Below are 22,457 nucleotides of genomic sequence, written 5' to 3'. Positions count from 1 at the left end.
GGTGGGTGCTGGGGGTGTCGCCGGCGCGGACGACGGAGTGCGGGGCGGGGTGGAGGTAGCGCTGGGTGGTGTGCAGGGAGCCGCGTTCGCCTCCGGCACGGAATCGGCTACGGGCCAGAGCCATCTACTGGACACACCCCTGGCGATCCGGCGCGTCGCGATGCAGCGCCGCGAGCATGGCGGCCACTGCCGCGGTGACCGGGGTCGTGTGCGACTTGCGTTCCGCCCAGCGCCAGTCGCCGTCCGGGTTGACCTCCAGGAAAACCGGTGTCCCTGCGCGGAGCAGGAAGTCGAAGGCGCCGTAGCGGAGCGACATCGCCGTGGCGAGGCGGGTGGTGGCCGCGGCCACCGACGGGGGCGGGGTCACGGCGCTGACCCCCACGGTGTCGGGCGCCAGCCAGAGTGCGGCGGCCGAGCCCTTGTCGATCCGGAACGCGTGCAGCTGTCCGGCCACGTAGTAGACCCTCAGCTCCGTCTCGTGCTCCACGTACTCCTGCACGATGACCGGTGGCCCCATGCCGGTGGACAGGGTGTGCTGTTCGACGACGACGGGGAACACCCCGCGCAGTCGCCCGGGTTCCGGTTCGACGAAGTGCCGGTGTGCGGCCTTGACCACCAGCCGTCGGCAGCCGAATTCTGCGAAGGCGCGGTACGGGTCGGTGGTCACCAGCGTGCGCGGCACCGCCACCCCGTGCCGCCGGGCGAACTCCAGCTGAGCGAGCGGCGCTGGCGCGGAGGCAAGCAGGCTCGTCCCGGAGACACTCGCCAGCGATACCGCTGCCGCCTGCCAGGACTCCCGCAGGAACGCAGTCCGCGCGGGATCCCCCGGACCCTCGATCGCGGCGGGGGCGAAGTGCCTGATCCAGGTCACGGTCGGCGTCAGCCAGCGCCCGCGCAGACGGGCCGCACGCCGGTGCGGATCCACCGTGAGGCAGGTGTCCGCGAGCTCGTCGGCGTTCAGCCGCGCCGTCCGGATCCCCACGCCGGCGAGCAGGCCCTGTACCGCGTCGAGATCCGCGTCGCAGGCGCGGCTGAGCAGTACGATGGCCGACTCGGTCCGGGGCCGTACGTCAAGGGTGTGGTCGGGGGATGTGAGCTGGGAGAGAAAGTCCGGGGGACCGTCAGCCATCGCCGTCGGCGAGCATGTCGTCGGCCATCATCAGCAGCCGGGAGACCGTCGCGCTCACCTTCTCGTCGGCCCGCGGCAGCCGCTCCGCCACCCGTCGCAGCAGGGGTGACAGATCGGGCCCTGTCGTCCGTGCGGCGGCTCGCTCCGCCTCGCTCCTGCGGAGCTGAACGATCAGCTCCAGTACGGTGGCCATCTCGATCGCGAGTAGGCCGAGGGAGGCCATGTCGCCGAGGTCGGAGCGCGGGCGGCTGTCCCGGTCCAGTACCTCGAGCACACCGATGCAGTCGCCGTCGCAGATCAGCGGCGCGGCCATGATGCTGCGCGGCACATAGCCCGTGGATTCCGCTGCGTCGCGGGCGAACTGGGGGGTATCCGTGACGTCGTCCACCACCAGCGGTTGCCCGGACACCATCGCCCACCCGGCGATCCCCGTACCTCCGGGGAAACGTGAGCCCAGCAGATGCTGCTCGCCCTCGCCTGCCACAGCCTCGAAGACCAGGTCCCCGTTGCTCGGGTCCACCAGCAGCACGGAGGTGGCCGCCGCGCCGAAGACGCTGCGGGCGACCTCCACGATGGACTGAAGCAGTCTGCGCTGCGGGATACCCGCGCTTTCCAGCAGATCAGTCGACACGCGTGCCTCCATCTCCATCGGGTACGGCTACGTTCTCGGCAGCCAGGTAGAGGACGGACTTCAGCTGGAACGGGGTGAGCCAGCGGTGTTTGCTGAGGATCAGCGCGCAGATGCCCGCGATGTGCGGGGTCGCGAAACTGTTCCCGGTGGTGAGGATCCGCCGGCCGCCGAGTCCGGCGACCGGTACCCGGACACCGCGGGCGTAGAACTCGACCGGTGGTGCGGGGTTGTAGTAGTACGCCATCGGGTCCGGGTTGTCGTGGCTGGCGACGGAGATGACCGAGGGGAAGCGCCACGGGTAGCTGTGTACGGGCATGTTGTGGGCGGACGCGACGATCACGCAGCGCCGGAAGTAGGCGGAGTCCGCGAGGTCGCGCAGGTCGGCGCAGAAGTCGGTACGGGTGGTCGACAGGCTCATGTTGATCACGTCGAAGCCCTGCTCGACGGCCCAGCCCAGCCCGGCCAGCAGGGCGGCGCCGCTGCCGGTCTTGCCGCTGGACAGCACGCGTACTGAGGTGAGCAGGGTGGCGGGGGCCACGGACCGGATCACGCTCGCGCAGGCTGTGCCGTGTCCCGCGTTGTCCACCGGGTCGGTCGGTACGACCTCGAGGGCGCCGTCCTCGTCGGCGATCACGTCCACGGCGCCGTCCAGGCCGCCGACCAGGGGATGATCGGCCTCGACGCCGCTGTCGAGCAGGCACACCCGGATCCCGGAGCCGTTCGCGCCGCCCCAGGCCCACTCGGGGGTGACCGTCCCGAGGGGGCTGACGTCGAACCGTTCCTCCGGCATCGCGGAGGCAGGCATACTCCATGCCGGGACGCCCGGGAAGTGATCGCGCGGCGGTCTGCGCCATGGTCTGTCGGTGTCAGTCATCGGTGCCTCCTTCCTTCGTGGTAGTGAGCCAGTCACGCACCCGGGCCGCCGGCAGCGCGGCGCCCTTCGCCTCGAACTTGCTGAGAGCGGTGGCCGCTTCCTCGGCTGCCCGGCCGGTCGCGCCGGCGGCCCGGAGAACGATCGCCAGGTCGAAGAACGTCTCACCGGCCAGGGTGAGGTCGTCCGAGCGGACAGCGAGGGCACAGGCGGCGGTGGCTTCGGCGAGGGCGTCGTCGTGGGCGCCCCGGGCGGAGGCGATCCGGGCGCGCAGCGCGGCGGAGGCGATCCGCATGCGGGGGCCTGGGGCCGCGTCATTGGTGCCCGTTCCCTCCGTGCCCCCGGATCCCGCCCGGTCGAGGGCCGTCGCCGCGGCGGCGAGCTTGCCCTGGGCGAAGAGTTCCCTGGCTATCGCGATCTCCGTGCCCCGGGTATCGGGGGTCTTCTCCGACGAGCGGAGCACACTCAGGCTCTGCCGGTAGCGGGCCTCCGCCACCTCGTGCCCGCCGGCGAGCGACTCCACATAGCCGGAGGCGTCCAGCACCACCGCGTCGGCCAGATCGCGATGAACGTCCCTTGCGTACGCGAGCACCTCGGCCAGTGTGCTCCTGGCTCCGGTGATGTCCCCGCCGAGTGCCTGCAGCCGCGCCCGCGTCACCAATACGGGCATCAGCAGCACCCGCGCGGCTGCGAACCGTTCGGAGAGCAGGGTGCACAGCTCCAGTCCTGTGGCGACGGGTGTCGGCGACCACTGCGCCAGCTCGCAGCGGGCACACAGCAGCAGGTCTTGCTGGTAGCCGTCGTTCAGTGCCCGCGCCCGGTCCAGTCCGCGGCCGATCAGCCTCTCCGCCGAGGCCGCGCGTTCCGCGGCGAGTTCGACGTAGGCCTGGAGCTGGTGCAGCCGGCACCAGCTGAGGTCGTCCCCGAGGTCGAGTCCCGCGGCGATGTCCGCCGTCTGTTCCGCCACCGCCGCGGGCGGGGTGAGGCCGAGCCGGAGCGCGACGATCCCGCGCTGGATCGCGCGGGTGGCCGCGGCGGCGGGGTCGTCCGGCTGAGCGGCCTCCGCGGCGGCGAGGGCGTTGTGACAGCGCTGCTCGTCCTGGAGCCAGATGCTGGCATCGCAGATGTTCAGGGCCAGCGGGGTGTGCCGGCGATCACCGGGTGCCAGCAACTCCCGCCCGCGTTCCAGTAGCTGGATCGCAGCTGGAAGGTCCTTGCGGGCGAGAGCGCTCATCCCCTCCCGGATCAGCGTGTCCGCGGCGACCCCGGCGAGGCGCGGCAGGCGCCGGTCGCCGGGCCGCAGCTGCCAGCGCAGTTGCCGGCTGGCCTCGACATGGACCGCCACCGCCATCGCGTCCGGCGGCCGCCTGTCGGCGAGTTGGTCGGCCAGAAAGCCGTGCCACTGCTCGCGGCGGCTCTTGGGGATGAACTCGTACGCCGTGTCCCGCAGCAGGGTCTGCGTGAACCGGAAGGTCCCGGCCGGTCCGCGTTCGAAGATCCGCCGCCGGGTGAGCCGCGCCACGTACGTGTCGGTCGCGGCGTCGCCGATCCCGTCCGTGCCGGCCATCACCCGGAGGAGTTCCGGGGTGAACTCGCGCCCGATCATGCCGGCCATCTCCAGCAGAGTGCGCTCGGTGCCGGGCAACTGGTCCAGCCGTGCTCCCAGCATCGCCTGGGTGGTGGGCGGGATATGGGTGCTGGGGCCGGTCTCGGCGAAGACGTCCAGGAGTTGCTCGGCGAAGAGCGGGTTGCCGTCGCACAGGGCGGCGACCCGGTGCCGGAAGTCCGGTCGGTCACGGGGGTGCGGATCGTCGCGCCGCGCCAGTCGGCCGACCAGCTCCGCCGTCTCCTCGTCCGTCAGCGGCCCGAGTTCCAGCGTCGCGGCCCGCGGGTTCTTGCCACCCCAGGAACTGCGGACGTCGAGCAGCTCGGGGCGGGCCACGCAGAGCAGCAGGACTGGGATGTCCTGCAGCCAGGCCGTGATGTCGTCGATGAGGTCGAGGAGTGTGGGCTCGGCCCAGTGGAGGTCCTCCCAGATCATGATCACGGGCTGCTCGCGGCCGAGGACCTCCAGGAGGTGCCGGACCGCGCAGGCGATGTCCTCGACGCCGACGTGGCCGTCCTGGCCGGTGCTGCCGGCTCGGCGAGTACCGCCGTCCCGGTCACCGGTGCCGTTCCCGTCCCCGCTGTCCCGGCCGAGGACCGCCCCGAGGGCGCGCACCGCCAGGCTCTCCGTCGTCGTCCCGCGGCCCCGGCCGGAATCCGCCTTCAGCAGCCGGACGAGCTCGGGCCATCCCCCGGGAAAGGACCTGAGCATCTCGGCCAGCGGCTGGTACGTGATACCCCTCCCGTACGGCGAGCAGCGCCCGGTGAGTACGGTCGCCGCTCCTTCCGGCAGTTCGGCGAGAAACTGTTGTACGAGCCGCGACTTGCCGATCCCGGGTTCGCCGACGACCGTCGCGAGCCACACGTGCCTTTGCTGCCGGACCCGCCGGAATCGGCTCTCCAGCTCGTCCCGCTCGTCGTCCCGGCCGATGAACGGGACCGCCGGCAGGGGATTGTCCTCGACGGGCGACCGGTCGGTGATCCGCCAGGCCGGCACCGCACGGGCTTTCCCTTTCAGCCGCAGCGGCGCGACCGGTTCGACGCCGATGCGTCCCCGCACCACCGCCGCGGTGTCGGCGCAGAGCAGCACCTCGCCTGGCCGAGCGGCCGTCTGCAGCCTGCTGGCGGTGTTGACCGAATCTCCGATCACCCGGAAGTCGTCCCCTACGGTCGTGACCACCACGACGTCACCCGTGCAGATCCCGGCCCGCGCCTGGAGCCGCACCCCGTAGTCGGCGCTGAGTTCCGCGCTGAGCCCTTCGAGCGCCGCGAGTGCTCCGGTGGCCGCCCGCGCCGCGCGCAGCGTGTCGTCCTCGTGTGCCACGGTGGCGCCGAAAGCGGCGAGGATCGCGTCGCCGATGAACTTCTCCACCGCCCCGCCGTGCTCTGCGATGCACGCCCCGCAGCTGGCGAAGTACCGGTCCATGACCTGCCGCAGCGGCTCGGGGTCCAGCCGCTCCGCGAGAGCCGTCGAGCCGACGAGGTCCATGAAGAGCATGGACACCCGTTTGCGGCTCTCCCGCCGTGGCGCGTCAACGGCCAGCGGCGCCCCGCAGCCGGCGCAGAAGCGGTCGGAGTCGGCAGCGGTGCGCCCGCAGGCGGCGCAGTTCACGGCGTGGCCTTCACGGCTGGCACCGGGTCGGCCGTCGGAGCCGGTGCGGCCTCGGTGTCGGGGAGGGCGATCCGGGCGTAGACACCGGCGGCCACGACGAGCACACCGGCCCCCGCGATGATGGTGTCGACAGGAGTGAAGTACAGGCCGGCCACCCTGCGGCCGAAGTCCGGGAGTCCGCCGCCGGCCAGCCAGCCCGACAGGGCCGCGGCGAGCAGCGAGGACAGCCGGGTCAGCGGATAGAACACGGCGACGACCCGGCCGCGGAACTCCCGGGTGGTCGCCGCGAGGAGCAGAGGGGACATCGCGGTGTTCAGCATGGTGAGCGGGATCGCGAATGTCAGCATCAGAGCGAGGCCGGTGACGACGTTGTCCTGCCGCGAGTAGACGAACAGCAGCGTGCCGGTGATCAGCAGGCCCATCCAGGTGGTCCGGCGGGCGCCGATCAGCTTCACCATCCGGCCCGCGCCCAGCGCACCGGCGATGCCGCCGAGGCCCATGGCCATGCCGAAGTAGCCGAACTGCTCGGCGGAGGCGTTCAGGTTCCCGGTGACGAAGAAGACGTTCAGCGTGCTGAGGGCGCCCATCCCAAGCTGCCCGATGACAGCCAGCGCCAGCAGCGCGACGAGGAACCTGCTGTGGGCGAAGAAGTGCAGCCCGGCCCGGAACTCGGCCAGCAGGCCGGTACGTTTTCTGCCTTCCCCGGCTCTGGGGGAAGCGGCAGGCTCCGAGGCGTCCGTGGCCCCCGGCTGCATCTCCGGTGCAGATGCAGCCGCCGGTTCCGGCACGGGCACCGCCGGAATGTCCACCGACCGGATCGCGATGTACGACACGAGATACGACGCCGCATTGAGCAGCAACGCCCATTCCAGCCCCACGGTGAAGAGCAGCGGCGCGGCCAGCGGCGGCCCTATGATCCACGCGGTCTGGGCCGTCGCCTGCGCGATGCCCGCCGCACGGGCCCGATCAGCCTCCCCCGTCACCATGTCCGCGATGACCGAGAAGCGCGCCGGAGTGAAGAACTGCCCCGCCGAGTTGAGCACCAGCACCGACACATAGATCAGCGCCAGCCACACGGCGACCGGCAGCGCGTGGACCGGCAGCAGCGACACCGCGGTCAGCAACGCGACGACCGTCCCGCGGATCACCTCGGTGCCGAGCATGGTGGCGCGCTTGTCCCAGCGGTCGGCGAAGACGCCCGCTATGGGCCCGACGAACAGCATGGCGGCACCGCCGGCCAGCAGCACCCCGCTGACCGCCTGCGGCGCCCACGGTTCGCCCTCGGCCAGCACCGTGGCCACCCACAGCACCAGAGTCGTGCTGAACACGGCGTCGCCGACGGTCGACACGGCCTGCCCGAACCACAGCCGGGTGTAGCTGGGACTGATCAGTGTCAGCCGCGCCCTCATGAGACACCCACCAGCACGGTCATCAGCGCCGTCACCAAGGTGGTGTGGTAAGCCTTCGCGAAGAAGAGGGGGCCGGACACGCCGTCCCGGTCAGCAGCCGTACGTCCGGGAAGTGCCCCGCTGGGCAGCTGGGCGCGGGCCAGACAGCGCACCGCTGCCGCGCCCACGGCGGTGTCGAGCGGCGCGCCCCCCAGACAGTGCCGGGCGGTGACCAGCTGTGCGGCCAGGTCCCACCAGTCGTGCCGAACGCAGTACGCCAACTGCCGGTCGAGCAGTCCCGCCGCGGCTGTCAGGGCGTCAGGGGTGAGACCCGGGGCGGTGCGGCCGAAGTCGCTGAGGTACGACGCGGAGTGGGTCAGCGCGTACGCCCGGGGGACCGTGACCGGGGGCTCCGGCGGCTGTCCTGCGGGGGCAGCCGGCAGCGTGACCAGTACGTTTGTCCTGATGAGGTCCTCGTACGGCTCGATCGTGTGGCGAACCTTCGCCTTGTCCGCGTAAAATCGCAGCTCCAGCCGCTGGTACGACAGCCTCCCGTCCGGCGCCAGGTCCTCCGCGGCCGGCGGCGCAGAACCAGTCCAGGGGTCCACCCCGTGCGGCGCCAGAGCGGCACCCACCAGTCGGTAAACGGCGGCGGCCTCGGGTTCGGCGGTGAGGAGACCCGGGAAGCCGGGATGTTGCCATACCGCGCGGAGCAGGGCGTTCGCCTTGTCCAGCTGGGCGTCCTGACCGTCCTGCCGGGACCAGCAGTGGCACAACAGCGCCAGCTCCAGCGCGGCCTTCGCCCGGCCGAGGCCCGGGGCGCCGGCGTCCGCCCCGAACGGGTCGAAGTAGTCCAGGTTCTCGACTGTCCACCCCAGGGTGCCCGCGGACAGCCGTTCCAGATCCGCTTCGATGCTCACAGGCGCCCCGTCTCGTCCAGGTGGTCGAGCAGCGCGGCGTCCACGGTGTCACGGAACGCCGCACGGGTCCGCTCGTTCTCGTTCTGCCGGTACAGATCCTGGCAGCCGACCCAGCGCTCCCGGGTCACGGCGTCCGGCAGATAGCCCCCGGTCACGGTGCCGACCTCCCAGTCGGACCGTCCTGCGGTCTCCCAGCAGCTCGCCAGCGTACCGTCCGCGCTGACCACTGCGCCGTACCGCCCGTCGCGATAACCGCAGGTGGCGCACGGCCGGTTGGCCTGCGGCCGGGTCACCCGGAAGCCGAGCTCAAGCGCTCTGCGCTGCCAGCGGCCGAAGCTTGCCGACAGTTCGCCGGTGTAGAACAGCTCGTTGGTGAAGCCGACGCCGACGTCACCGACCGGGGCGAAGTACAGCGTGCAGCGGGAGGCATCGAGCTCTGCGGCGAGCCGGTCGGTCAGCGTGTCGATGCCGTCGAGCGTCTCCTGGGAGACGTTCACCCGCAGGGTCCAGCTGATCGTGGTGTCCTCGCTGGCTCGCGCGATGTTGCGGACGATGGTGTCGAATGTCCCCCCGCCCTCCGCCCGCCGGACGCGGATCCGGTCGTGGTCGGGGCGGTCGCCGTCGAAAGTGACCTGTACGTGGTCGAGCCCCAGCCCCGCGAGCCGGCCTGCCAGCTGCCGGGTGAGCAGCGTCGCGTTGGAGATCATCCAGGCGGAGGTGGGGCCGAGGGTCTCGGCGGCCCTGTGCAGCAGTTCCACGCAGCCACGCGGGTTGAGCAGCGGTTCGCCGCCGAAGAGCAGGATCCGGAGCTTCTCCAGTCCTGCCACTGCCATCTGCCGCTCGGCGAAGCCGAGGATCGACGTGATGGTCGGTGTGGTCAGCCGCGCTCGGGCGATCCGCGGTGGGCGGCTGCCTCGGTCGGGGTCCGTGTCCTGGCCGGTGTTCTGGAAGCAGTATCCGCAGCCGAGATTGCACTGGGTGCTGGTCAGCACGGTGAGGGAGTAGGTGCGCGGCGGCGCGGCGCTGCCGAGCAGCCCGCGCTCGCGCAACTGCCGCTCGGCGTCCGGCCGCAGCGTGCCGCCAGCCGTCAGATGCCCGTCGCGGAGCCGGGCGACGGCCCCGTTCGGGGCGAGAAACCACCAGTTGCGGCTGCCGCGGAGAATGCGGGCGCCATCGGTCTGTACGGGGATGGTCTGTACGGAGTTCACCGCGCGGCCCTCCACAGTTCCGGTATCCGGCCGGCTGAACCGGTGTCGTCCGGCCGGCCGTGAGAGATGATCAGCGCGGTCATCGCTGTCACCAGGGTCGTCTGATACGCCGCCCGGAAAAACGCGGTGCCCCCCGCCGCCGTCCGCCCGGCAGCGGTCCGTCCGGGAATCGCGCCGTCGGCCGTCTGCGCACCGGCCAGCATCCGCAGCGCGGCCGAATCCGTGCCCACCGGATCGCCACCGAGACAATGCTGGGCGAGCACGAGCTTCCCGGCCAGGTCCCACTCTCCCTGCCGCACAGACCGCTCGATGAACCGGCGCACCACACGCCGGGCCTGCTCCCGGGCGTCCTCCCGCAGGAGCGATTCCCGGAAGCCGAAGTCGGTGAGATAGAACGCGGTGTGCGCAGCAACGCACGGATCCGGATCGTCTGCCCGCTGCCCGGACAGATACCGGGCAAGCTGACTGGCCTCGTACAAAGCCTGGTAAGAATCCAGCGTGTGGGCGGCGCCCGCGAGATCGGCGAAGAACCGGGTGGCCAGCTGGTGATACGGCGTCTTCCCGCGAGGTGTCAGATACCCCTCGGCGGCGATCCGGTCGAGCACCGCCCGTCGCAAGTACCCGTCCGCGGGAGCGAGCGCCGCGTACGTCAGCTGGATCGGCCGCGCGTAGTCCGGGTCGGCGGTGAGCAGACCTGCATACGCGGGCGAGCGCCAGGCGGATTCCACGGTCGCCCGCACCTCGCACAGCCCTGGGTCCGCCGGTGCGGCCTTTGCCCAGTAACGGCAGAGCAGAGCGAGCTGCAGCAGTGCCTTGACCCGCGGGGTGACGGGTAGTTCGGCGCGGCCGGCGGGTGAGTCGAGGTAGCCCGCGTGGACACGTATCCACTCCAGGGCACCCTCTGCCAGCTGCCTGACCGGCGCCTGACCGGCTCTTCGCATACCCATGGCCTCCCTCGTGGTCGGGGACTGACGAGCCACCCGCTCGATCACATCGGCCGCACGCCCCGCGCTGTCTCCTGCGGCCAGCCTGCGGCCGAGGGCCCGGGCCCGTTCCCGCAAGCCCTCGTCCCGCCAGGCCGCAGCGAGCACTTCGGCCGGGTCGGCTGTATCCGGCAGATCGCGGTTGGGCAGGTGTGCGGCCACGCCCGCGCGCAAACAGGCCCCGGAGAGCAGCGGCTGCTCGGAGCCGTTGGGTGAGACGGCCAGCGGGCGCCGGCGCAGCAGCGCGGCCAGGACAGGAGCGCTGGTACCGCTGGTCAGCACCAGTCCGGCCGAGTGGATCAGCGGTCCCATCCATGGCTTGCGCACCAGCAGGATGTCTGCCCCGGGAGCAGGCCGCGGGTCTGTCGAACGGCCCTGCTCGACCACGGCCTGGAACCGGCCGCCGGTGAAGAGGGCGTTGAGGCGTGGCCATGGATTCTTGCCCCCGAAGAAGCGGCCCAGGTGTACGTAGACGACGGGCTTGCCCGTGCGCGCCAGATGCGCCCGTACGGCTTCGAGTTCGGCCGGGTCGGCGGCGGGCTCCCAGGCCAGCGGCCCGACCTGGTGCACTCGTGCGGGCAGCACCGCGCCGGGGTGTTCCAGCAGCGGGTCGCCGCGGAGCAGCAACGCGTCGCCCGGCAGCGGGCTGTCCGCCCACCGGGAGGGCCGCGCGGCCAGGCCCGCCTGCTCGCGGGTGTCGGCGTACCACCGCAGCATCTCGGCGGTCCGGTTGTCCCGGGGCCGTCCCCACTGCGGCTCGCCGGCACCGCCGGAGCGGTAGTCCCACAGATGGACCGAGAGTCCGATCACCACCACGGGGATGTCCAGTACCTCGGCCGCCGCCAGCGGCCCGTTGCAGAGAACCGAGGTGACCAGCAGGTCAGCCCGCGACTGCCGGGCGGCGCGGGTGACCGCCTGGTACTGCTCCAGGCCGGTGGTCCCCCACCAGGTGGGCGAGAAGGCCCGCCGTCCGCCGAAGTCCTCCGCCGCCGCGAACGGCAGCCCGGCCGCGGCAACGACGGGACCAGCCGCCGCCTGTCCGAGCACGCTGACCCGATGACCCCGCTGCTGCAGCCGGCGCCCGGCCGCGAGCGCCGGATACAGATAGCCGCCGCTGCTGTGCGGGCACAGCAGGATGTTCATGGGCCCTCCCGGCCGCCGCGACTGGGGTGCGCTCGGAATGTACGGAACGCACCCCAGCGGCCATCCGGCCGACGGCGGTTTCTGCCGGAAGCCGGGTCACCAGTTGGTCAGAGCGCGGAACTGTTGTTCGTGACGCACCAGTCGGGCTCGACAACGCCCTCTTCGCCCAACTCGTGGGCGACGACCTCGACGTCCTCGGTCTCGGTGGCCTCGTTCTCGGCCGTCTCCGGATTCACTTCCTCGGGCATGGTGTCCTCCTTCGCTCCGGCGGCGTCCGCGACACCGCCCCGTGAAGAAGCTAAGAGGCCCCGGTATGCAAACGATTTTCCACCGGTTCGAAAACGGTATGACGATCACTCACGAATACTGCGACGGTCATCCGTACGGCACTTTCCCGCGCATGCGCGAAAGGCAGCCGCGGCATCTCGTACCGCACGGTGTCCGCGGCCCCCTCCCCGCCGGGAACGGTGAGGATGCCGGCCTCCAGCAGCGTCTCCAGCAGCCGTATCGCCGTACCGGTCTCGGCCTCCAGAACCGCGGCCGCCTGCTGGAGCGTGAACACGGGCTCCGCCAGGGTGCCCAGCCGGAGCACCGCCTGGTGCGCGGATCCCGGCAGGTCCCCGATCGCCTCGGCCAGCCGGGAGCGGACCGCCGGATCGCTCCCGCACAGCTCGTCGACCAAACCGCTGGGATCCCCGATCCGGGCCGCGTACTCGCGCAGCGGTACATGGCGCAGGAACGCCAACCTCTCCGCCGCCAGCCGTACCCCGAGCGGCAGCAGCCCGCACGCCGCGACCACACGCTCGGCGGACTCCCGGTCCGCAGCCACCCGGTCCGTACCGATCACCCGCCCGAGGAACTGCAGCGCCTCGGCCGGGGTGAAGGTGGAGAGCCGGATCCGGTAGGCGCCCTCCAGACCGATCAGCGCCGACCGGGCCGTGACGATGACCGCGCTCTCCCCGGTCTCCGGCAGCAGCGGACGGACCTCGGACTCCCGTCGGGCATCGTCGAGGACGACCAGCGCCCGACGCTGGGAGAGCCACAGCTGCCACACCTGCCGCGGGTCGACTCGCCCACCGGGCATCCGTACGGACGGCAACTGGGACACCGCGTCCTCCAACGGCCGCAGCCTGCCGTCCTCGCCGCGCAGCCGGACGAAGAAACGGCCGTCCGGGAAGTGGTCGCCGAGCCGGTGCGCCACCCGTATCGCGAGCGCCGTCTTCCCGGCGCCGAGCGGGCCGGTCACCACCACTGGTCCGTTGCGGCCCTGGACCAGCGCGTCGGCCACCTCGTCGGCCTCCGTCTCCCGCCCCGTGAGGTTCGGCAGATCCCACGGCAACAGATTCGGCGCGTGCGCCCGCTCCCGGTGCGGCACCGCGGACCGGGACTCGGTGCCCTCCTGTTCGCGCAACAGCGACTGGTAGAACCGCCCCAGCGCCGGACTCGGCGGCAGCCCCAGCTCACGGGCGAGGGCCTGGCGTAAATCGTCGTACACCGCCAGCGCCTCCGACCGCCGCCCCGCCCGGCACAGTGCCGTCATCTGCGCCACCCGTAGGCGTTCCCGCAGCGGATGGCGCTGCGCGATCTCGGTGAGCCGCTCGATCGCGGCGGCCCCGCCGCCCGCCGCGATCTCCGCCTCCGCCCAGTCTTCCGAGACCTCCAGGAACCGCCGGTCGAGCCCCCGCGCGGCATCCCCGATCAGCGGCACATCACAGAACCCGTCCAGCGCCGGCCCGCGCCACAGGTCGAGCGCCTCGGTCAGCGAGCCGACCCGGGCCCGCCGCAGGAAGGAGAGCGCGTCCAGTTCGTCGGCGGTTGCCTGGAGTACGTAACCACCGCGCTGGTGGACGATCCTCGAACCGGTCCCCCCGTCCAGGAGCCGCCGCAGCGCGGACACGTACACCTGGATGTTCTTGCGGGCTGTCCGCGGCGGATCGTCCGCCCACAGCGCCTCGACCAGCACGTTCGACGAGACCCGTGCGTTGGCGTGGGCCAGCAGGGCGGCGAGCAGAGTCTGCTGCTTCCTCGATCCTGGGTCCAGCGGGAAGCCGTCCCGAAGCACCAGCAACGGGCCGAGAATCCCGAAGCTCACGCCCATCGTCACGCCAGCTTGATGGCAGTGGAGTGGCCCTCGACCTCGGCGTCCGCGACCGCGTCCAGCCTCTGTTTCACGGAGTTGAGGACGGCGACCTCGTCCTCCGTGAGCTGCGCCAGCACATCGCGCTGCGCGTCGCTCAGCAGATCGACCGGGTTGCCGGCCTGCCGCAGGGACGCGAGGGGATCGAAGTCCATGGTTGCCTCCAATGTCGTATGTCGGCGTGTACGAGATCAGCTCAAAATACGTTCGCAGACGAACGATCCCCGGATGTCGACCAATCGCTGGTTCCCCCCGGAGGGTCGGACTCCGACACGCATGAGACGTGCACAAGCGCAGCCTCAGGCGGTGGCGCCCCTTTCCTCCCACGATGTACCGGTCTTCAGTCACGACACGTGGCAGCATCGTGACAGGTTCATGCTGACGTCGATTCCCGGGTGGTGGCAAGAGGTGAACCCGGCCACGTAGAACAGGCGCGGAGCGCGTTCTGCGGGGCGGGCGCGGAGTTCTCGTGGGGGATAAGCCCACGGCCGGGCGCTGCCGGCGGTGGTGGTGGCGAAGCCGCGGCCGCCACTGCTCGCCGCGGAACCGGCGATCTGCAACGCCTGTGGTGCATCCGGAGTCTGCTCACCGGCCAGGGCCGCCACGCGACGGGCCCCATGCCGGCCCTGTTTGCGAAACCTGCCTCGGCAGAACCATTGACGGAAATATATATATCTTCGTATCTTTCCTGTGGTGCGCGCCACAGCAGCACTTGATTGCAGGGCAACAGCGCAGAGCCGAAGGGAATCGCTATGAGCCGAGGTTCGATCCTCATCGTCGGTGGAGGGATCGGTGGTCTCGCGACAGCCATCGCCGTCCAGCAGAAGGGCTACGACACGACGGTCGTCGAGCTCCACTCCGACGTCCACTCGTCTGTCCACGGTGTCGGCATCATCCAGCCGATGAACGCTCTGCGGGCACTCGACATGATCGGCTGCGCCCAGGACTGCATCGCGGCCGGCTACCCGGCCAAGCGCTGGGGCGGTCTCTACTCGACCGACGGCACCTTCATCAAGGAGATGCCGGGTACGCCCGTCCCCGGTGTCGACCTGCCTCCGATGAACGGTCTCACCCGTCCGAAGCTGCACGAGATCCTGACCTCCCATGCCGTCGGGGCGGGCGTGACCATCCGTTACGCGACGACCTTCGCGGAACTCAAGGACGACGGTGCCGGCGTCGACGTCGGCTTCACCGACGGATCCACCGGTCGCTTCGACATCGTCGTCGGTGCCGACGGCGTCTACTCCAAGACCCGCGGCTACGTCGTCGAGGGCGAAGTCGCGCCTTACTACATCGGTCAGTCGGCCTACCGCGTCAACATCCCGCTCCTGCCCGAGATCGACAGCATCATCCTGCAGGCCGGCCCCGAGGGCATGGCCGGTCTCGTCCCGATCGGCAAGGACCTGGCCTACCTCTTCTACAACGCCCACATGGCGAAGCAGGCGCCTGACTCGGGCATGGACAGCGCCGAGAACCTGCGCGCGTACCTCGCGCCGTTCGGTGGCTTCATGGGCCGCATCCGCGACGAGTTCATCACCGACGACCGCGACATCGTGCTGCGGCCGGAGGAGTCCCTGATCGTGGACGCTCCGTGGCACAAGGGCCGTATCGTCCTGATGGGCGACTCCGTCCACGCGATCACGCCGCACCTCGGACAGGGTGCCGCCCAGGCGATCGAGGACGGCGTCGTGCTCGCCGACTGCCTCGCCGGGCACGAGGACATCGAGGCGGCCTTCGCGGAGTACACCGACCGCCGTTTCGAGCGCTGCAAGCTCGTCGTCGACACCTCGCTCGACATCGCGGAGTGGGAGATGGGGCGCAAGCCGGACTTCGACAACATCGCCGCCACCGATCACGTCCTCGAGGTCATGGCCCAGCCGCTCTGAGCTGTGCTGCCGCGCGCGGCGGTTCGTTACGATGAGCGGGATGAGCCTTACCTCTCACCAGCGTGAGCTGGCCGACGTCCTGCGCGAGCTCGGGTGGACCGTCCACCGGCGGTCGCCCGAGCGCGCGGGCGTCGGCCCGATCCCGACCACCGAACTGGTACTGCTCAAGCAGGTCATCGACGCGCCGGGATCCACCGTCGGCGAGCTGGCGCAGGCGCTGGGACTGCGCCAGCCCAACGTGAGCGCGGCGATCCGGGTTCTGGCCGGTCGCGGCTTCGTGGTCAAGGAGACCAGTCCCAGGGACCGTCGCATCACGCTGGTCAGGCCGACCGAACTCGGGCGTTCGGAGCACGAGGCGATCGCGGAGAGCTGGGCCGAGCCGATCCGGGAGGCCCTGGAGGGAATCAGCGCGGTTCACCGGGCGGCGATCGAGCAGGCCACGGAGGCGCTGGCGGCACTCCACGAACGCCTCCAAGCCCTTGAGCCGGGCGGGGCGCAGACCGGGGCCCCGGTCTGAAGCGTGGTGCGGAAGGCCGCGTCCGGGCAGGGCGGGGCCGCGTTGTGCGGCGGTCCTGATCACGCGACGAGCACGGAACCCGTGGTTGCCGCGGCCCGGCCCGTTCCCGGCGGCACGGCGCTCGACTTGTCTCATGGCCCGGTCAGCGCTTCACGTAGACCTCCGGGACGTACCACCCTCCGGTTTCGAGGGGGGCGTCCTCGGCCGGCCGGTTCGAGACCAGCCGGCGCCGCAGGTGCCGGCCGTCCGGGCCGTGCCGCGCGTAGTGGTCGAGCAGCAGGCCGTGACCGAGGTCGTTGTTGAGGTCACGCCAGATCGCGTGGACATGCTGGCCCGCGGCGACCGCGTTGTCGGCCTCGACGAGCAGGTCACGCGTGGAGATCCGGTAGTAGTGGGCGGTGTTCGCCTCGCGTCCGCCTGCCCAGGCGAAACGGATGTCGCACGGGTCGGCCGCGAGAACCTGCTCGCGGTACTGCCGGGACAGCTCGTCGGGACCGGTCCCCGCGTAGTAGAGGAGAAGGTCGCGTACGGCATCGAGCTGATCGCCGGTCAGGTCGGCGCCGCTGATGCCCGACGGGTCGGCCTTCACGAAGCGCAGGCGCTCGCGGTCCTCGTCGGTCGTCTCGTAGCCGACGATCCCGAGGTCGACCCAGTCGGGCCATTCCTCGGCGCCGACGCAGGGCACCTGACGGGTGACGAAGTCGGCAGGCGCGACATCGTGGATGACGGCCTGTTCCCGTGCGTCGGGGGACAGCGAATGCAGGATCGTCAGAGCCCGGCGCTCGTTCTCACCGAGCGCGTCCAGCACGCCTGCGCCGACGGGCTGCGCGCCCATCGCGAGCGGTGTGACGGTGAGGTAGCGCTGCGCGACGATCGTGCAGTTGAGGGAGAGGTGGTGACCGATGACCCGCCAGCCCCACGTGTCCTCGAAGCCGGGCCGCCCCCAGAAGCTGAACCAGTAGCCCTCGGGATCGCGGAAGTTGCCGGCGAGGACGCCGAAGCCGCGCTCGATCACCTCGAGTTCGCGCAGCATGTTCTCCGTGGCCATCACGGAGAGTGCCTGGCTGTAGCCGCGCATGCTGAGGCCGGCCTTGAGCAGCGAGTGCGCGATGACCTTCTGGTGCCGGTCGAGCGAGTGCATCGGGATGCCGGCTCGGTCGGGCTTGGGGATGAAGTCCCAGTCGAGACGGCCCGGAGCGTCCATGTCGGGCACGATCGCCGCGGCCTTGAGGTCGGGCCGGAGCGAGTCGAGCAGTGCCCAGGTGGCGAAGAGCATCCGCTTGATGGTGACGGGTGCCTCGTAGGTCACGGGGCAGGGCGAGGAGCCGCCGGGGTCGGGGAGGTGCTTCATGGTTCCTTCCTCAGTCGCTGAGCACCGCGAGCAGGTCGCAGTGGACGACGGCGCCGCGGTCGAGCTGAGCCGCGATCGCCTGCCGGGCCGGGCGGTTGGCCGGGTCGGGGAACATCGCCAGCCACTCCCGGTTGAGTGCTTCGCGGTCGTTGGGGTCGGCGAGGTGGAACGTCATCTTGAGGATGTCGTCCGTCGTGCCGCCGAGCTGGGCCATCAGGGTGCGGACGTGGGCGAAGACGTGTGCGAACTGCCGGTCTGCGTCGGAGGCCATCTCGCCGGTCATCGGGTCGCGGCCGGTGATGGCGCCGGTCGCGACGAACGGGCCGATCCGGCTGGCGGCCGGGATCGGGTTGACGTGGCTGAACCCTGGAACGCCGATGCTGGTGCGGGTGCTCATGGCCGCTCAGCCCTCGGCGATGACGCGGTTCTCGATGTGGCCGAGGCCCTGGATCTCCGCGCGGACGACATCGCCGGTCTTGAGGAACTTGCCCCGCATCGCGCCGATGCCCGCGGGCGTGCCGGTGGCGAGGATGTCGCCGGGCATGAGGGTGAAGACCTGCGAGAGGTAGGCGATCTGCTCGTAGATGTCGTGGACCATGTCGTTCGTCGGCCAGTCCTGGCGGACCTCGCCGTTGACGCTGAGGGTCATCCGCAGGTCGTGCGGGTCGGCGATCTCGTCGTCGGTGGTCAGCCACGGGCCGATCGGGCCGTGGGTGTCGAACGACTTGCCGAGCGTGAACGTCGGCGACCTCTTCTGCAGCCAGTCGCGGACCGACACGTCGTTGGTGACGAGGTATCCGGCGATGACGGAGCGGGCGTCCTCGACGGACACGTGCTTGCAACGCCGGCCGATCACCACGCCGAGCTCGATCTCGTAGTCGAGGGCGTCGGAGAGGTTGGGCTTCACGATGCCGTCGTAGGGGCCGACGATGCAGGAGACCTGCTTGTTGAACCACATCTGGTTCTCCGGTATGGGGATGCCCGCGGCGCGCGCCTCCTCGGCGTGCTCCTTGTAGTTCATGCCGATGCCGAGGTACTTCTGCGGGTTGTCGATCGGGGCCTCGAGGACCACGTCGGCCAGCGCGTGCGAAAGGCTGCCGGCCGCGAGGATCTCGTGCTTCAGCGAGGGCAGCAGGGGCAGGATCGACCGCAGCGACGTGTCCCCGACGACATCGGAGATGTCGGTGACCCGGTCACCGTCGACACGGCCGAGCCGCGTCGGCCCGTCTGCGGTGTGGAAGCGTGCGATCTTCACTGCTGCTCCTCGTGAGCGATCTTGTCGAGGCCGGCCTTCTCCTCGGCGGTGGGGGTCCAGACGTGCTCGCCGTCCGGGGTCATCTGGAAGCTCACGAAGCGCCAGGCGCCGTCCGCGCAGCGCCGCAGCACCTGGATCACCTGGCCGGCGACCGTGCGCTCGGAGCCGTCCGGACTGCCGAGGCGGTTGATCAGACGGCCCGTCATGATCGCGGCGTCGCCGATCACCCGGATGGTCAGATCGCCTCGGACGGCGCCCTTGTACGGCGCCCGGGTGGCGATGTGCTCCAGGAGTTGGGCCTTCGTGTGGGTCAGGCCGGGCGCATGGGTGTGGATCAGCGAGTCGTCGTACAGGTCGCGCAGCGTGTCGAGGTCGACCTCCAGCAGCGCCCGCTGACGGCGCTCCTCCACGGAGAGGATCGCTGCGCGCGTGGCCCCGTCGGCGAGGACCACCGGGGCGACGGTCATGCCTTGGCTCCGTACTCGTCGCGGTCGTTGGTGCGGTAGCCCGTCGCCTCGCCGGCCTCGAAGCCGGGACGAGGCGCACCGACCAGCGCGTGGTACTTGCTGAAGATCTCGTCGGCCTCCGCGAGCGGGAGAACCTCCTCGACGTCCTCGAAGCGAGTGCCTCCGGTGCGCTCGGCGACCATGCGGCGGATCACCTCGTAGCCCTCGCCACGCATGTTCATCACGATCCGGTTGACGCCCTCGCGGCGGGCCGCGTCGTACGCGACGAAGGCCGCGCGCGGGTCGTCCGGGGTCTCGGCGAGCTTTTCCACGATGACGCGGGCGTCGAGCATCGCCTGGGTGATGCCGTTGCCGCCGCGGGGGTACATCGCGTGGGCGGCGTCGCCGAGCAGGACGACCCGGCCGTCGACCCAGTTGTCGAGCGGGTCGTGGCGGATCAGGGGGAAGAGGTAGACCTCGCGTGCCTCGCGAATCATCCGCCGGACGTCGAGGAAGGGCAGCTCGACGGTGTCGAAGAGCGGGATGACCTCGCTGATGTCGCCGACCTGGTTCCAGTCCTCGATGGTCTCCTCACCGTTGGTCTCGGCGACCCAGTTGACCAGGGTTCTGCCGGTGCCCTCGAAGTTGTCGGCGATGGGGTACACGATCATCGAGGCGGTGTTGGGGTCACCGATGTGCAGGATCGTGTGGCCGTTGCGGAAGGGCTCCATGACCGTGGTGCCGCGCCACATGGTGATGCCGGAGAAGTGCGGCTCGGAGAGCTCGGGGAACATCTGCTTGCGGATGGCGGACTTGATGCCGTCGGCGGCGATGACCGCCGCATGGCGCACCTGCTCCGTGCGGCCGTCGGCGTGCAGGAGGTGGAGCGTCACGCCGGTCTCGTCCTGCGAGTAGCCGGTGACATCGGTGCCGAGGCGGATCGTGTCCGCGCCGAGCCGCTCGAGCACGGCCTTGTGGAACAGCATCTGGAGGGTGCCGCGGTGCACAAAGCGCTGCTCGTGCCGGTAGCCCATGTGTACGCCGCACTTCTCGGCGTAGATCTCCTGGCCGAAGTGGTTGTAGAAGATCGAGTCCTGCGCGTCGACGGAGATCGTACGGAACTCCTCCAGCAGGCCGAGGTCGTCGAGCTCGGCCGTGCCGACGGTCTTGATGTCGACGCCGACGCCGAGCGGCTTGAGCTCGGGCACGACCTCGTAGACGACCGGACGGAAGCCCTTCTGATGCATGCGGAGCGCGGTGAGCAGGCCGGCCGGCCCGGCGCCGATGATCGCGATGTCGAGGTCGGTGGTGGTCATGTCGTTGTCCTCGTCGTTTGAGGGGGATGGGCGGGCGGTCAGGAGGCCGGAGCGGAGAGCTCGGCGAGGAAGCCGGTGGTGGCCGCCCAGGCACGCGCGGCGCTGCGCGCGTTGTAGGCGAACACCTCGGGCTCGGGGGAGGCGGCGGCCTTCGGGCTGGTGAAGGCGTGGGTGGTGCCGCTGTAGAGGTGGAACTGGTGGTCCAGCCCGGCGGAGCTCAGGTGTTCCTCGAGCCGGTGCCGCATCGGAGGCGTCGCCATCGGATCGTCGGCGCCGATCATCAGCAGCACGGAGCCCGATCCCGGAGTGCTCCAGTCCTGGTCGAGCAGGTCGAGCCCGGGATGCACCGCGGCGACACCGGCGACGACTGCTCCGGTGCGGAGGTACTCGAGGGCCGAGGAGCCGCCGAAGCAGTAACCGAGGAGGGCCAGTGGACGGCCGGTGAACTCCGGCTGCGCGTCGAGCGCCGCGTGGGCGGCGGCGACGCGGCCCAGCCATCGGTCGCGGTCCTGGGCCATGGCACCGATCAGCGGCCCGATCTCGGTGACCGAGGCAGGCGTGGCGCGCTCGCCCCATACGTCGGCCAGAAACACCGGATGCCCGGCCGCGGCGAGCCGCGCAGCCTTGCCGGTCATCTCCTCGCTGATGCCGAAGGCGTCGTGGATGAGCAGGACCGCGGCGGCGCAGGAGTCGCCGGCCGCTCCGCCCCGAGGCGCCATGGCCAGACCCAGCATGCGGGTCCCCTCGTGCTGGTACTCGACGTCACGGCCGACTGCCTGGGTCACGGTTCCCTGCCTCTCCGAGTACGGGATATGGCCTGCGCCACACGGTGATCCGAAACCGTAGGTCAGATCGTGTACGATTTCAACCACGATTTTGGGTGGCATCAGGCCTTGTATTGCAGGCGATTCTGTATATGGTTTCGTACACGATTCTGAAAGTGCTCGGCACCACAGCCCGCACGTACCAGTCAGGGAGCGCCCGATCCCATGTCAGAGATGCCCACGGCCGCCGGGCCGACCACCACCGTGACGCCGCCGCCCGCACCGGCCTCCGCCCCGGCCGCCGCTGGGAAGCACCGCAGCGGCGGGGTCTGGTTCGCCTCCCGATTCGCCGTCATCGGCGTCTGGATCGCGCTCGCGGTCCTCTTCTCGGCCCTCCGTCCCGACACATTCATGACGTCGGGCAGCCTCAAGGTGATCTTCGGCAGTCAGAACCAGGCGGCGCTCGTCTTTCTGACCGCCGCCCTGCTCTGCACGATCGTCGTCGGTGAGTTCGTCGACATGTCGGTCGCCTCCAACTTCGGGCTCGCCGCCATCATGCTGACGACCCTCCACGTCAACCACGGGTGGAGTGTGGGTGCGGCGGTGCTCGCCTCGCTCGTCCTGTCCACCGCGGTGGGTGCCGTGAACGGCTGGCTGGTGGTCAAGGTCGGCGTCAATACCATCGTGGTGACGCTCGGCATGGGCACCTTCCTCCTCGGAATCGCGCTGTGGGCCTCCGACCTGATGCCGGTCAGCGGCCTCCCCAGCGAATTCAAGGACATCGCGCTCCAGCCGGTCGCCGGCCTTCCGATCAGCTTCTTCTACGGGCTCGCGCTCATGCTCGGGTTCGCCTACGTCCTGCACTTCACGCCGCTGGGCCGCAACATGCGCTTCGTCGGTGAGAGCCGTGAGGTCAGCCGACTCGCCGGTGTGCGCGTGACCCGGGTCCGCATCGGGGCCTTCACGACCGCGGGCCTCATCGCCGGCGTGGGAGGGGTGCTCTCCGCTGCGGCCACCGGCGGCTTCGACCCCAACGTGTCGCAGAGCTACCTGCTGCCGATCTTCGCGGCGACCTTCCTCGGCACGGCGATCCTGCAGCCGGGGCGGTTCAATCCGATGGGCACCCTCATCGCTGTCTTCTTCCTGGCGACCGGCGTGCTCGGGCTCCAGCTCCTGGGCGCGACCTCGTGGGTCACGAGCGTCTTCTACGGCGGCGTCCTCGTCGTCGCCGTCACCATCTCGACCGTGCTGCGCAGCCGTTTGCGCTGATCACCCGCCGGTCCTCTCCTCGATCA

The 22,457-nt window shown here is 70.6% G+C and carries 20 protein-coding genes; 3 read left to right on the top strand and 17 right to left on the bottom strand.

Going from position 1 to position 22,457, the window contains the following annotated elements; genetic code table 11:
- Positions 1 to 124: 124 nt before the first annotated feature.
- From OHA86_RS06085 to OHA86_RS06035, 11 genes are all read right to left on the bottom strand, one after another.
- Positions 125 to 1,129, bottom strand: coding sequence for an ATP-grasp domain-containing protein (locus OHA86_RS06085; protein ID WP_329173168.1), 1,005 nt, complete (start codon positions 1,127 to 1,129; stop codon positions 125 to 127).
- Entirely contained in the window at positions 1,122 to 1,760 is a 639-nt protein-coding gene (locus tag OHA86_RS06080) for a GAF domain-containing protein (RefSeq protein ID WP_329173166.1), read from the bottom strand. Before OHA86_RS06080 ends, OHA86_RS06085 begins: the two co-directional genes overlap by 8 nt.
- Positions 1,750 to 2,634 carry a S8 family serine peptidase gene (locus OHA86_RS06075; RefSeq protein WP_329173164.1) on the bottom strand — a complete coding sequence of 295 codons (885 nt, stop codon included), beginning with the start codon at positions 2,632 to 2,634 and terminating at the stop codon, positions 1,750 to 1,752. The genes OHA86_RS06080 and OHA86_RS06075 overlap by 11 nt, the downstream gene beginning before the upstream one ends.
- Complete coding sequence (locus OHA86_RS06070) at positions 2,627 to 5,848, bottom strand: ATP-binding protein (RefSeq protein WP_329173163.1); 3,222 nt, start codon at positions 5,846 to 5,848, stop codon at positions 2,627 to 2,629. The genes OHA86_RS06075 and OHA86_RS06070 overlap by 8 nt, the downstream gene beginning before the upstream one ends.
- Positions 5,845 to 7,257, bottom strand: a complete 1,413-nt coding sequence (locus tag OHA86_RS06065) for an MFS transporter (RefSeq protein ID WP_329173161.1) — start codon at positions 7,255 to 7,257, stop codon at positions 5,845 to 5,847. Before OHA86_RS06065 ends, OHA86_RS06070 begins: the two co-directional genes overlap by 4 nt.
- Positions 7,254 to 8,156, bottom strand: coding sequence for a DUF6895 family protein (locus OHA86_RS06060; protein WP_329173160.1), 903 nt, complete (start codon positions 8,154 to 8,156; stop codon positions 7,254 to 7,256). The genes OHA86_RS06065 and OHA86_RS06060 overlap by 4 nt, the downstream gene beginning before the upstream one ends.
- Positions 8,153 to 9,364: a radical SAM protein gene (locus OHA86_RS06055; RefSeq protein WP_329173158.1), complete on the bottom strand. Its 1,212-nt coding sequence runs from the start codon at positions 9,362 to 9,364 to the stop codon at positions 8,153 to 8,155. The genes OHA86_RS06060 and OHA86_RS06055 overlap by 4 nt, the downstream gene beginning before the upstream one ends.
- The gene (locus OHA86_RS06050) at positions 9,361 to 11,490 is read right to left on the bottom strand and encodes a glycosyltransferase (protein ID WP_329173156.1); all 2,130 of its coding nucleotides are present in this window, start codon (positions 11,488 to 11,490) and stop codon (positions 9,361 to 9,363) included. Before OHA86_RS06050 ends, OHA86_RS06055 begins: the two co-directional genes overlap by 4 nt.
- 107 nt (positions 11,491 to 11,597) lie before the next feature.
- The gene (locus tag OHA86_RS06045; RefSeq protein ID WP_329173154.1) at positions 11,598 to 11,738 is read right to left on the bottom strand and encodes a hypothetical protein; all 141 of its coding nucleotides are present in this window, start codon (positions 11,736 to 11,738) and stop codon (positions 11,598 to 11,600) included.
- Positions 11,739 to 11,788: 50 nt separating this feature from the next.
- Positions 11,789 to 13,588 carry an AfsR/SARP family transcriptional regulator gene (locus OHA86_RS06040; RefSeq protein WP_329182237.1) on the bottom strand — a complete coding sequence of 600 codons (1,800 nt, stop codon included), beginning with the start codon at positions 13,586 to 13,588 and terminating at the stop codon, positions 11,789 to 11,791.
- 2 nt (positions 13,589 to 13,590) lie between these two features.
- On the bottom strand, positions 13,591 to 13,782 hold the full coding sequence (locus tag OHA86_RS06035; RefSeq protein WP_329173153.1) for an aroma-sacti cluster domain-containing protein: 192 nt from the start codon (positions 13,780 to 13,782) through the stop codon (positions 13,591 to 13,593).
- A 597-nt stretch (positions 13,783 to 14,379) separates the two neighbouring features.
- Here OHA86_RS06035 and OHA86_RS06030 point away from each other — a divergent pair.
- A complete protein-coding gene (locus tag OHA86_RS06030; RefSeq protein ID WP_329173151.1) occupies positions 14,380 to 15,513 on the top strand; it encodes an FAD-dependent monooxygenase in 1,134 nt (377 codons plus the stop codon).
- A gap of 40 nt (positions 15,514 to 15,553) precedes the next feature.
- Entirely contained in the window at positions 15,554 to 16,030 is a 477-nt protein-coding gene (locus OHA86_RS06025; RefSeq protein WP_329173149.1) for a MarR family winged helix-turn-helix transcriptional regulator, read from the top strand.
- 142 nt (positions 16,031 to 16,172) lie between these two features.
- On the opposite strand, the gene OHA86_RS06020 is transcribed toward OHA86_RS06025, so the two are convergent.
- The 6 genes from OHA86_RS06020 to OHA86_RS05995 are packed head-to-tail and all read right to left on the bottom strand — an operon-like array spanning position 16,173 to position 21,183.
- Positions 16,173 to 17,381, bottom strand: a complete 1,209-nt coding sequence (locus OHA86_RS06020; RefSeq protein WP_329173148.1) for a DUF3500 domain-containing protein — start codon at positions 17,379 to 17,381, stop codon at positions 16,173 to 16,175.
- Positions 17,382 to 17,391: 10 nt separating this feature from the next.
- The gene (locus tag OHA86_RS06015) at positions 17,392 to 17,778 is read right to left on the bottom strand and encodes a RidA family protein (RefSeq protein ID WP_329173146.1); all 387 of its coding nucleotides are present in this window, start codon (positions 17,776 to 17,778) and stop codon (positions 17,392 to 17,394) included.
- A gap of 6 nt (positions 17,779 to 17,784) precedes the next feature.
- A complete protein-coding gene (locus OHA86_RS06010; RefSeq protein ID WP_329173144.1) occupies positions 17,785 to 18,636 on the bottom strand; it encodes a fumarylacetoacetate hydrolase family protein in 852 nt (283 codons plus the stop codon).
- Complete coding sequence (locus OHA86_RS06005; RefSeq protein WP_329173142.1) at positions 18,633 to 19,103, bottom strand: YybH family protein; 471 nt, start codon at positions 19,101 to 19,103, stop codon at positions 18,633 to 18,635. Before OHA86_RS06005 ends, OHA86_RS06010 begins: the two co-directional genes overlap by 4 nt.
- The gene (locus tag OHA86_RS06000) at positions 19,100 to 20,398 is read right to left on the bottom strand and encodes an FAD-dependent monooxygenase (RefSeq protein WP_329173141.1); all 1,299 of its coding nucleotides are present in this window, start codon (positions 20,396 to 20,398) and stop codon (positions 19,100 to 19,102) included. Before OHA86_RS06000 ends, OHA86_RS06005 begins: the two co-directional genes overlap by 4 nt.
- Positions 20,399 to 20,436: 38 nt before the next feature.
- The gene (locus tag OHA86_RS05995; RefSeq protein ID WP_329173140.1) at positions 20,437 to 21,183 is read right to left on the bottom strand and encodes a dienelactone hydrolase family protein; all 747 of its coding nucleotides are present in this window, start codon (positions 21,181 to 21,183) and stop codon (positions 20,437 to 20,439) included.
- 204 nt (positions 21,184 to 21,387) lie between these two features.
- Here OHA86_RS05995 and OHA86_RS05990 point away from each other — a divergent pair, with 204 nt between their 5' ends.
- Positions 21,388 to 22,431 carry an ABC transporter permease gene (locus tag OHA86_RS05990; RefSeq protein ID WP_329173139.1) on the top strand — a complete coding sequence of 348 codons (1,044 nt, stop codon included), beginning with the start codon at positions 21,388 to 21,390 and terminating at the stop codon, positions 22,429 to 22,431.
- The last annotated feature ends 26 nt before the right edge of the window (positions 22,432 to 22,457 follow it).

The organism is Streptomyces sp. NBC_01477, from assembly GCF_036227245.1.
Taxonomy (GTDB): domain Bacteria; phylum Actinomycetota; class Actinomycetes; order Streptomycetales; family Streptomycetaceae; genus Actinacidiphila.
This window is presented reverse-complemented; position numbering and strand designations above follow the sequence as displayed.

Coding starts and splice junctions, on each gene's coding strand:
- OHA86_RS06085 (WP_329173168.1), bottom strand. CDS start 1,129: ATGGCTGACGGTCCCCCGGACTTTCTCTCCCAGCTCACATCCCCCGAC.
- OHA86_RS06075 (WP_329173164.1), bottom strand. CDS start 2,634: ATGACTGACACCGACAGACCATGGCGCAGACCGCCGCGCGATCACTTC.
- OHA86_RS06065 (WP_329173161.1), bottom strand. CDS start 7,257: ATGAGGGCGCGGCTGACACTGATCAGTCCCAGCTACACCCGGCTGTGG.
- OHA86_RS06050 (WP_329173156.1), bottom strand. CDS start 11,490: ATGAACATCCTGCTGTGCCCGCACAGCAGCGGCGGCTATCTGTATCCG.
- OHA86_RS06045 (WP_329173154.1), bottom strand. CDS start 11,738: ATGCCCGAGGAAGTGAATCCGGAGACGGCCGAGAACGAGGCCACCGAG.
- OHA86_RS06040 (WP_329182237.1), bottom strand. CDS start 13,588: ATGGGCGTGAGCTTCGGGATTCTCGGCCCGTTGCTGGTGCTTCGGGAC.
- OHA86_RS06035 (WP_329173153.1), bottom strand. CDS start 13,782: ATGGACTTCGATCCCCTCGCGTCCCTGCGGCAGGCCGGCAACCCGGTC.
- OHA86_RS06030 (WP_329173151.1), top strand. CDS start 14,380: ATGAGCCGAGGTTCGATCCTCATCGTCGGTGGAGGGATCGGTGGTCTC.
- OHA86_RS06025 (WP_329173149.1), top strand. CDS start 15,554: ATGAGCCTTACCTCTCACCAGCGTGAGCTGGCCGACGTCCTGCGCGAG.
- OHA86_RS06020 (WP_329173148.1), bottom strand. CDS start 17,381: ATGAAGCACCTCCCCGACCCCGGCGGCTCCTCGCCCTGCCCCGTGACC.
- OHA86_RS06015 (WP_329173146.1), bottom strand. CDS start 17,778: ATGAGCACCCGCACCAGCATCGGCGTTCCAGGGTTCAGCCACGTCAAC.
- OHA86_RS06005 (WP_329173142.1), bottom strand. CDS start 19,103: ATGACCGTCGCCCCGGTGGTCCTCGCCGACGGGGCCACGCGCGCAGCG.
- OHA86_RS06000 (WP_329173141.1), bottom strand. CDS start 20,398: ATGACCACCACCGACCTCGACATCGCGATCATCGGCGCCGGGCCGGCC.
- OHA86_RS05990 (WP_329173139.1), top strand. CDS start 21,388: ATGTCAGAGATGCCCACGGCCGCCGGGCCGACCACCACCGTGACGCCG.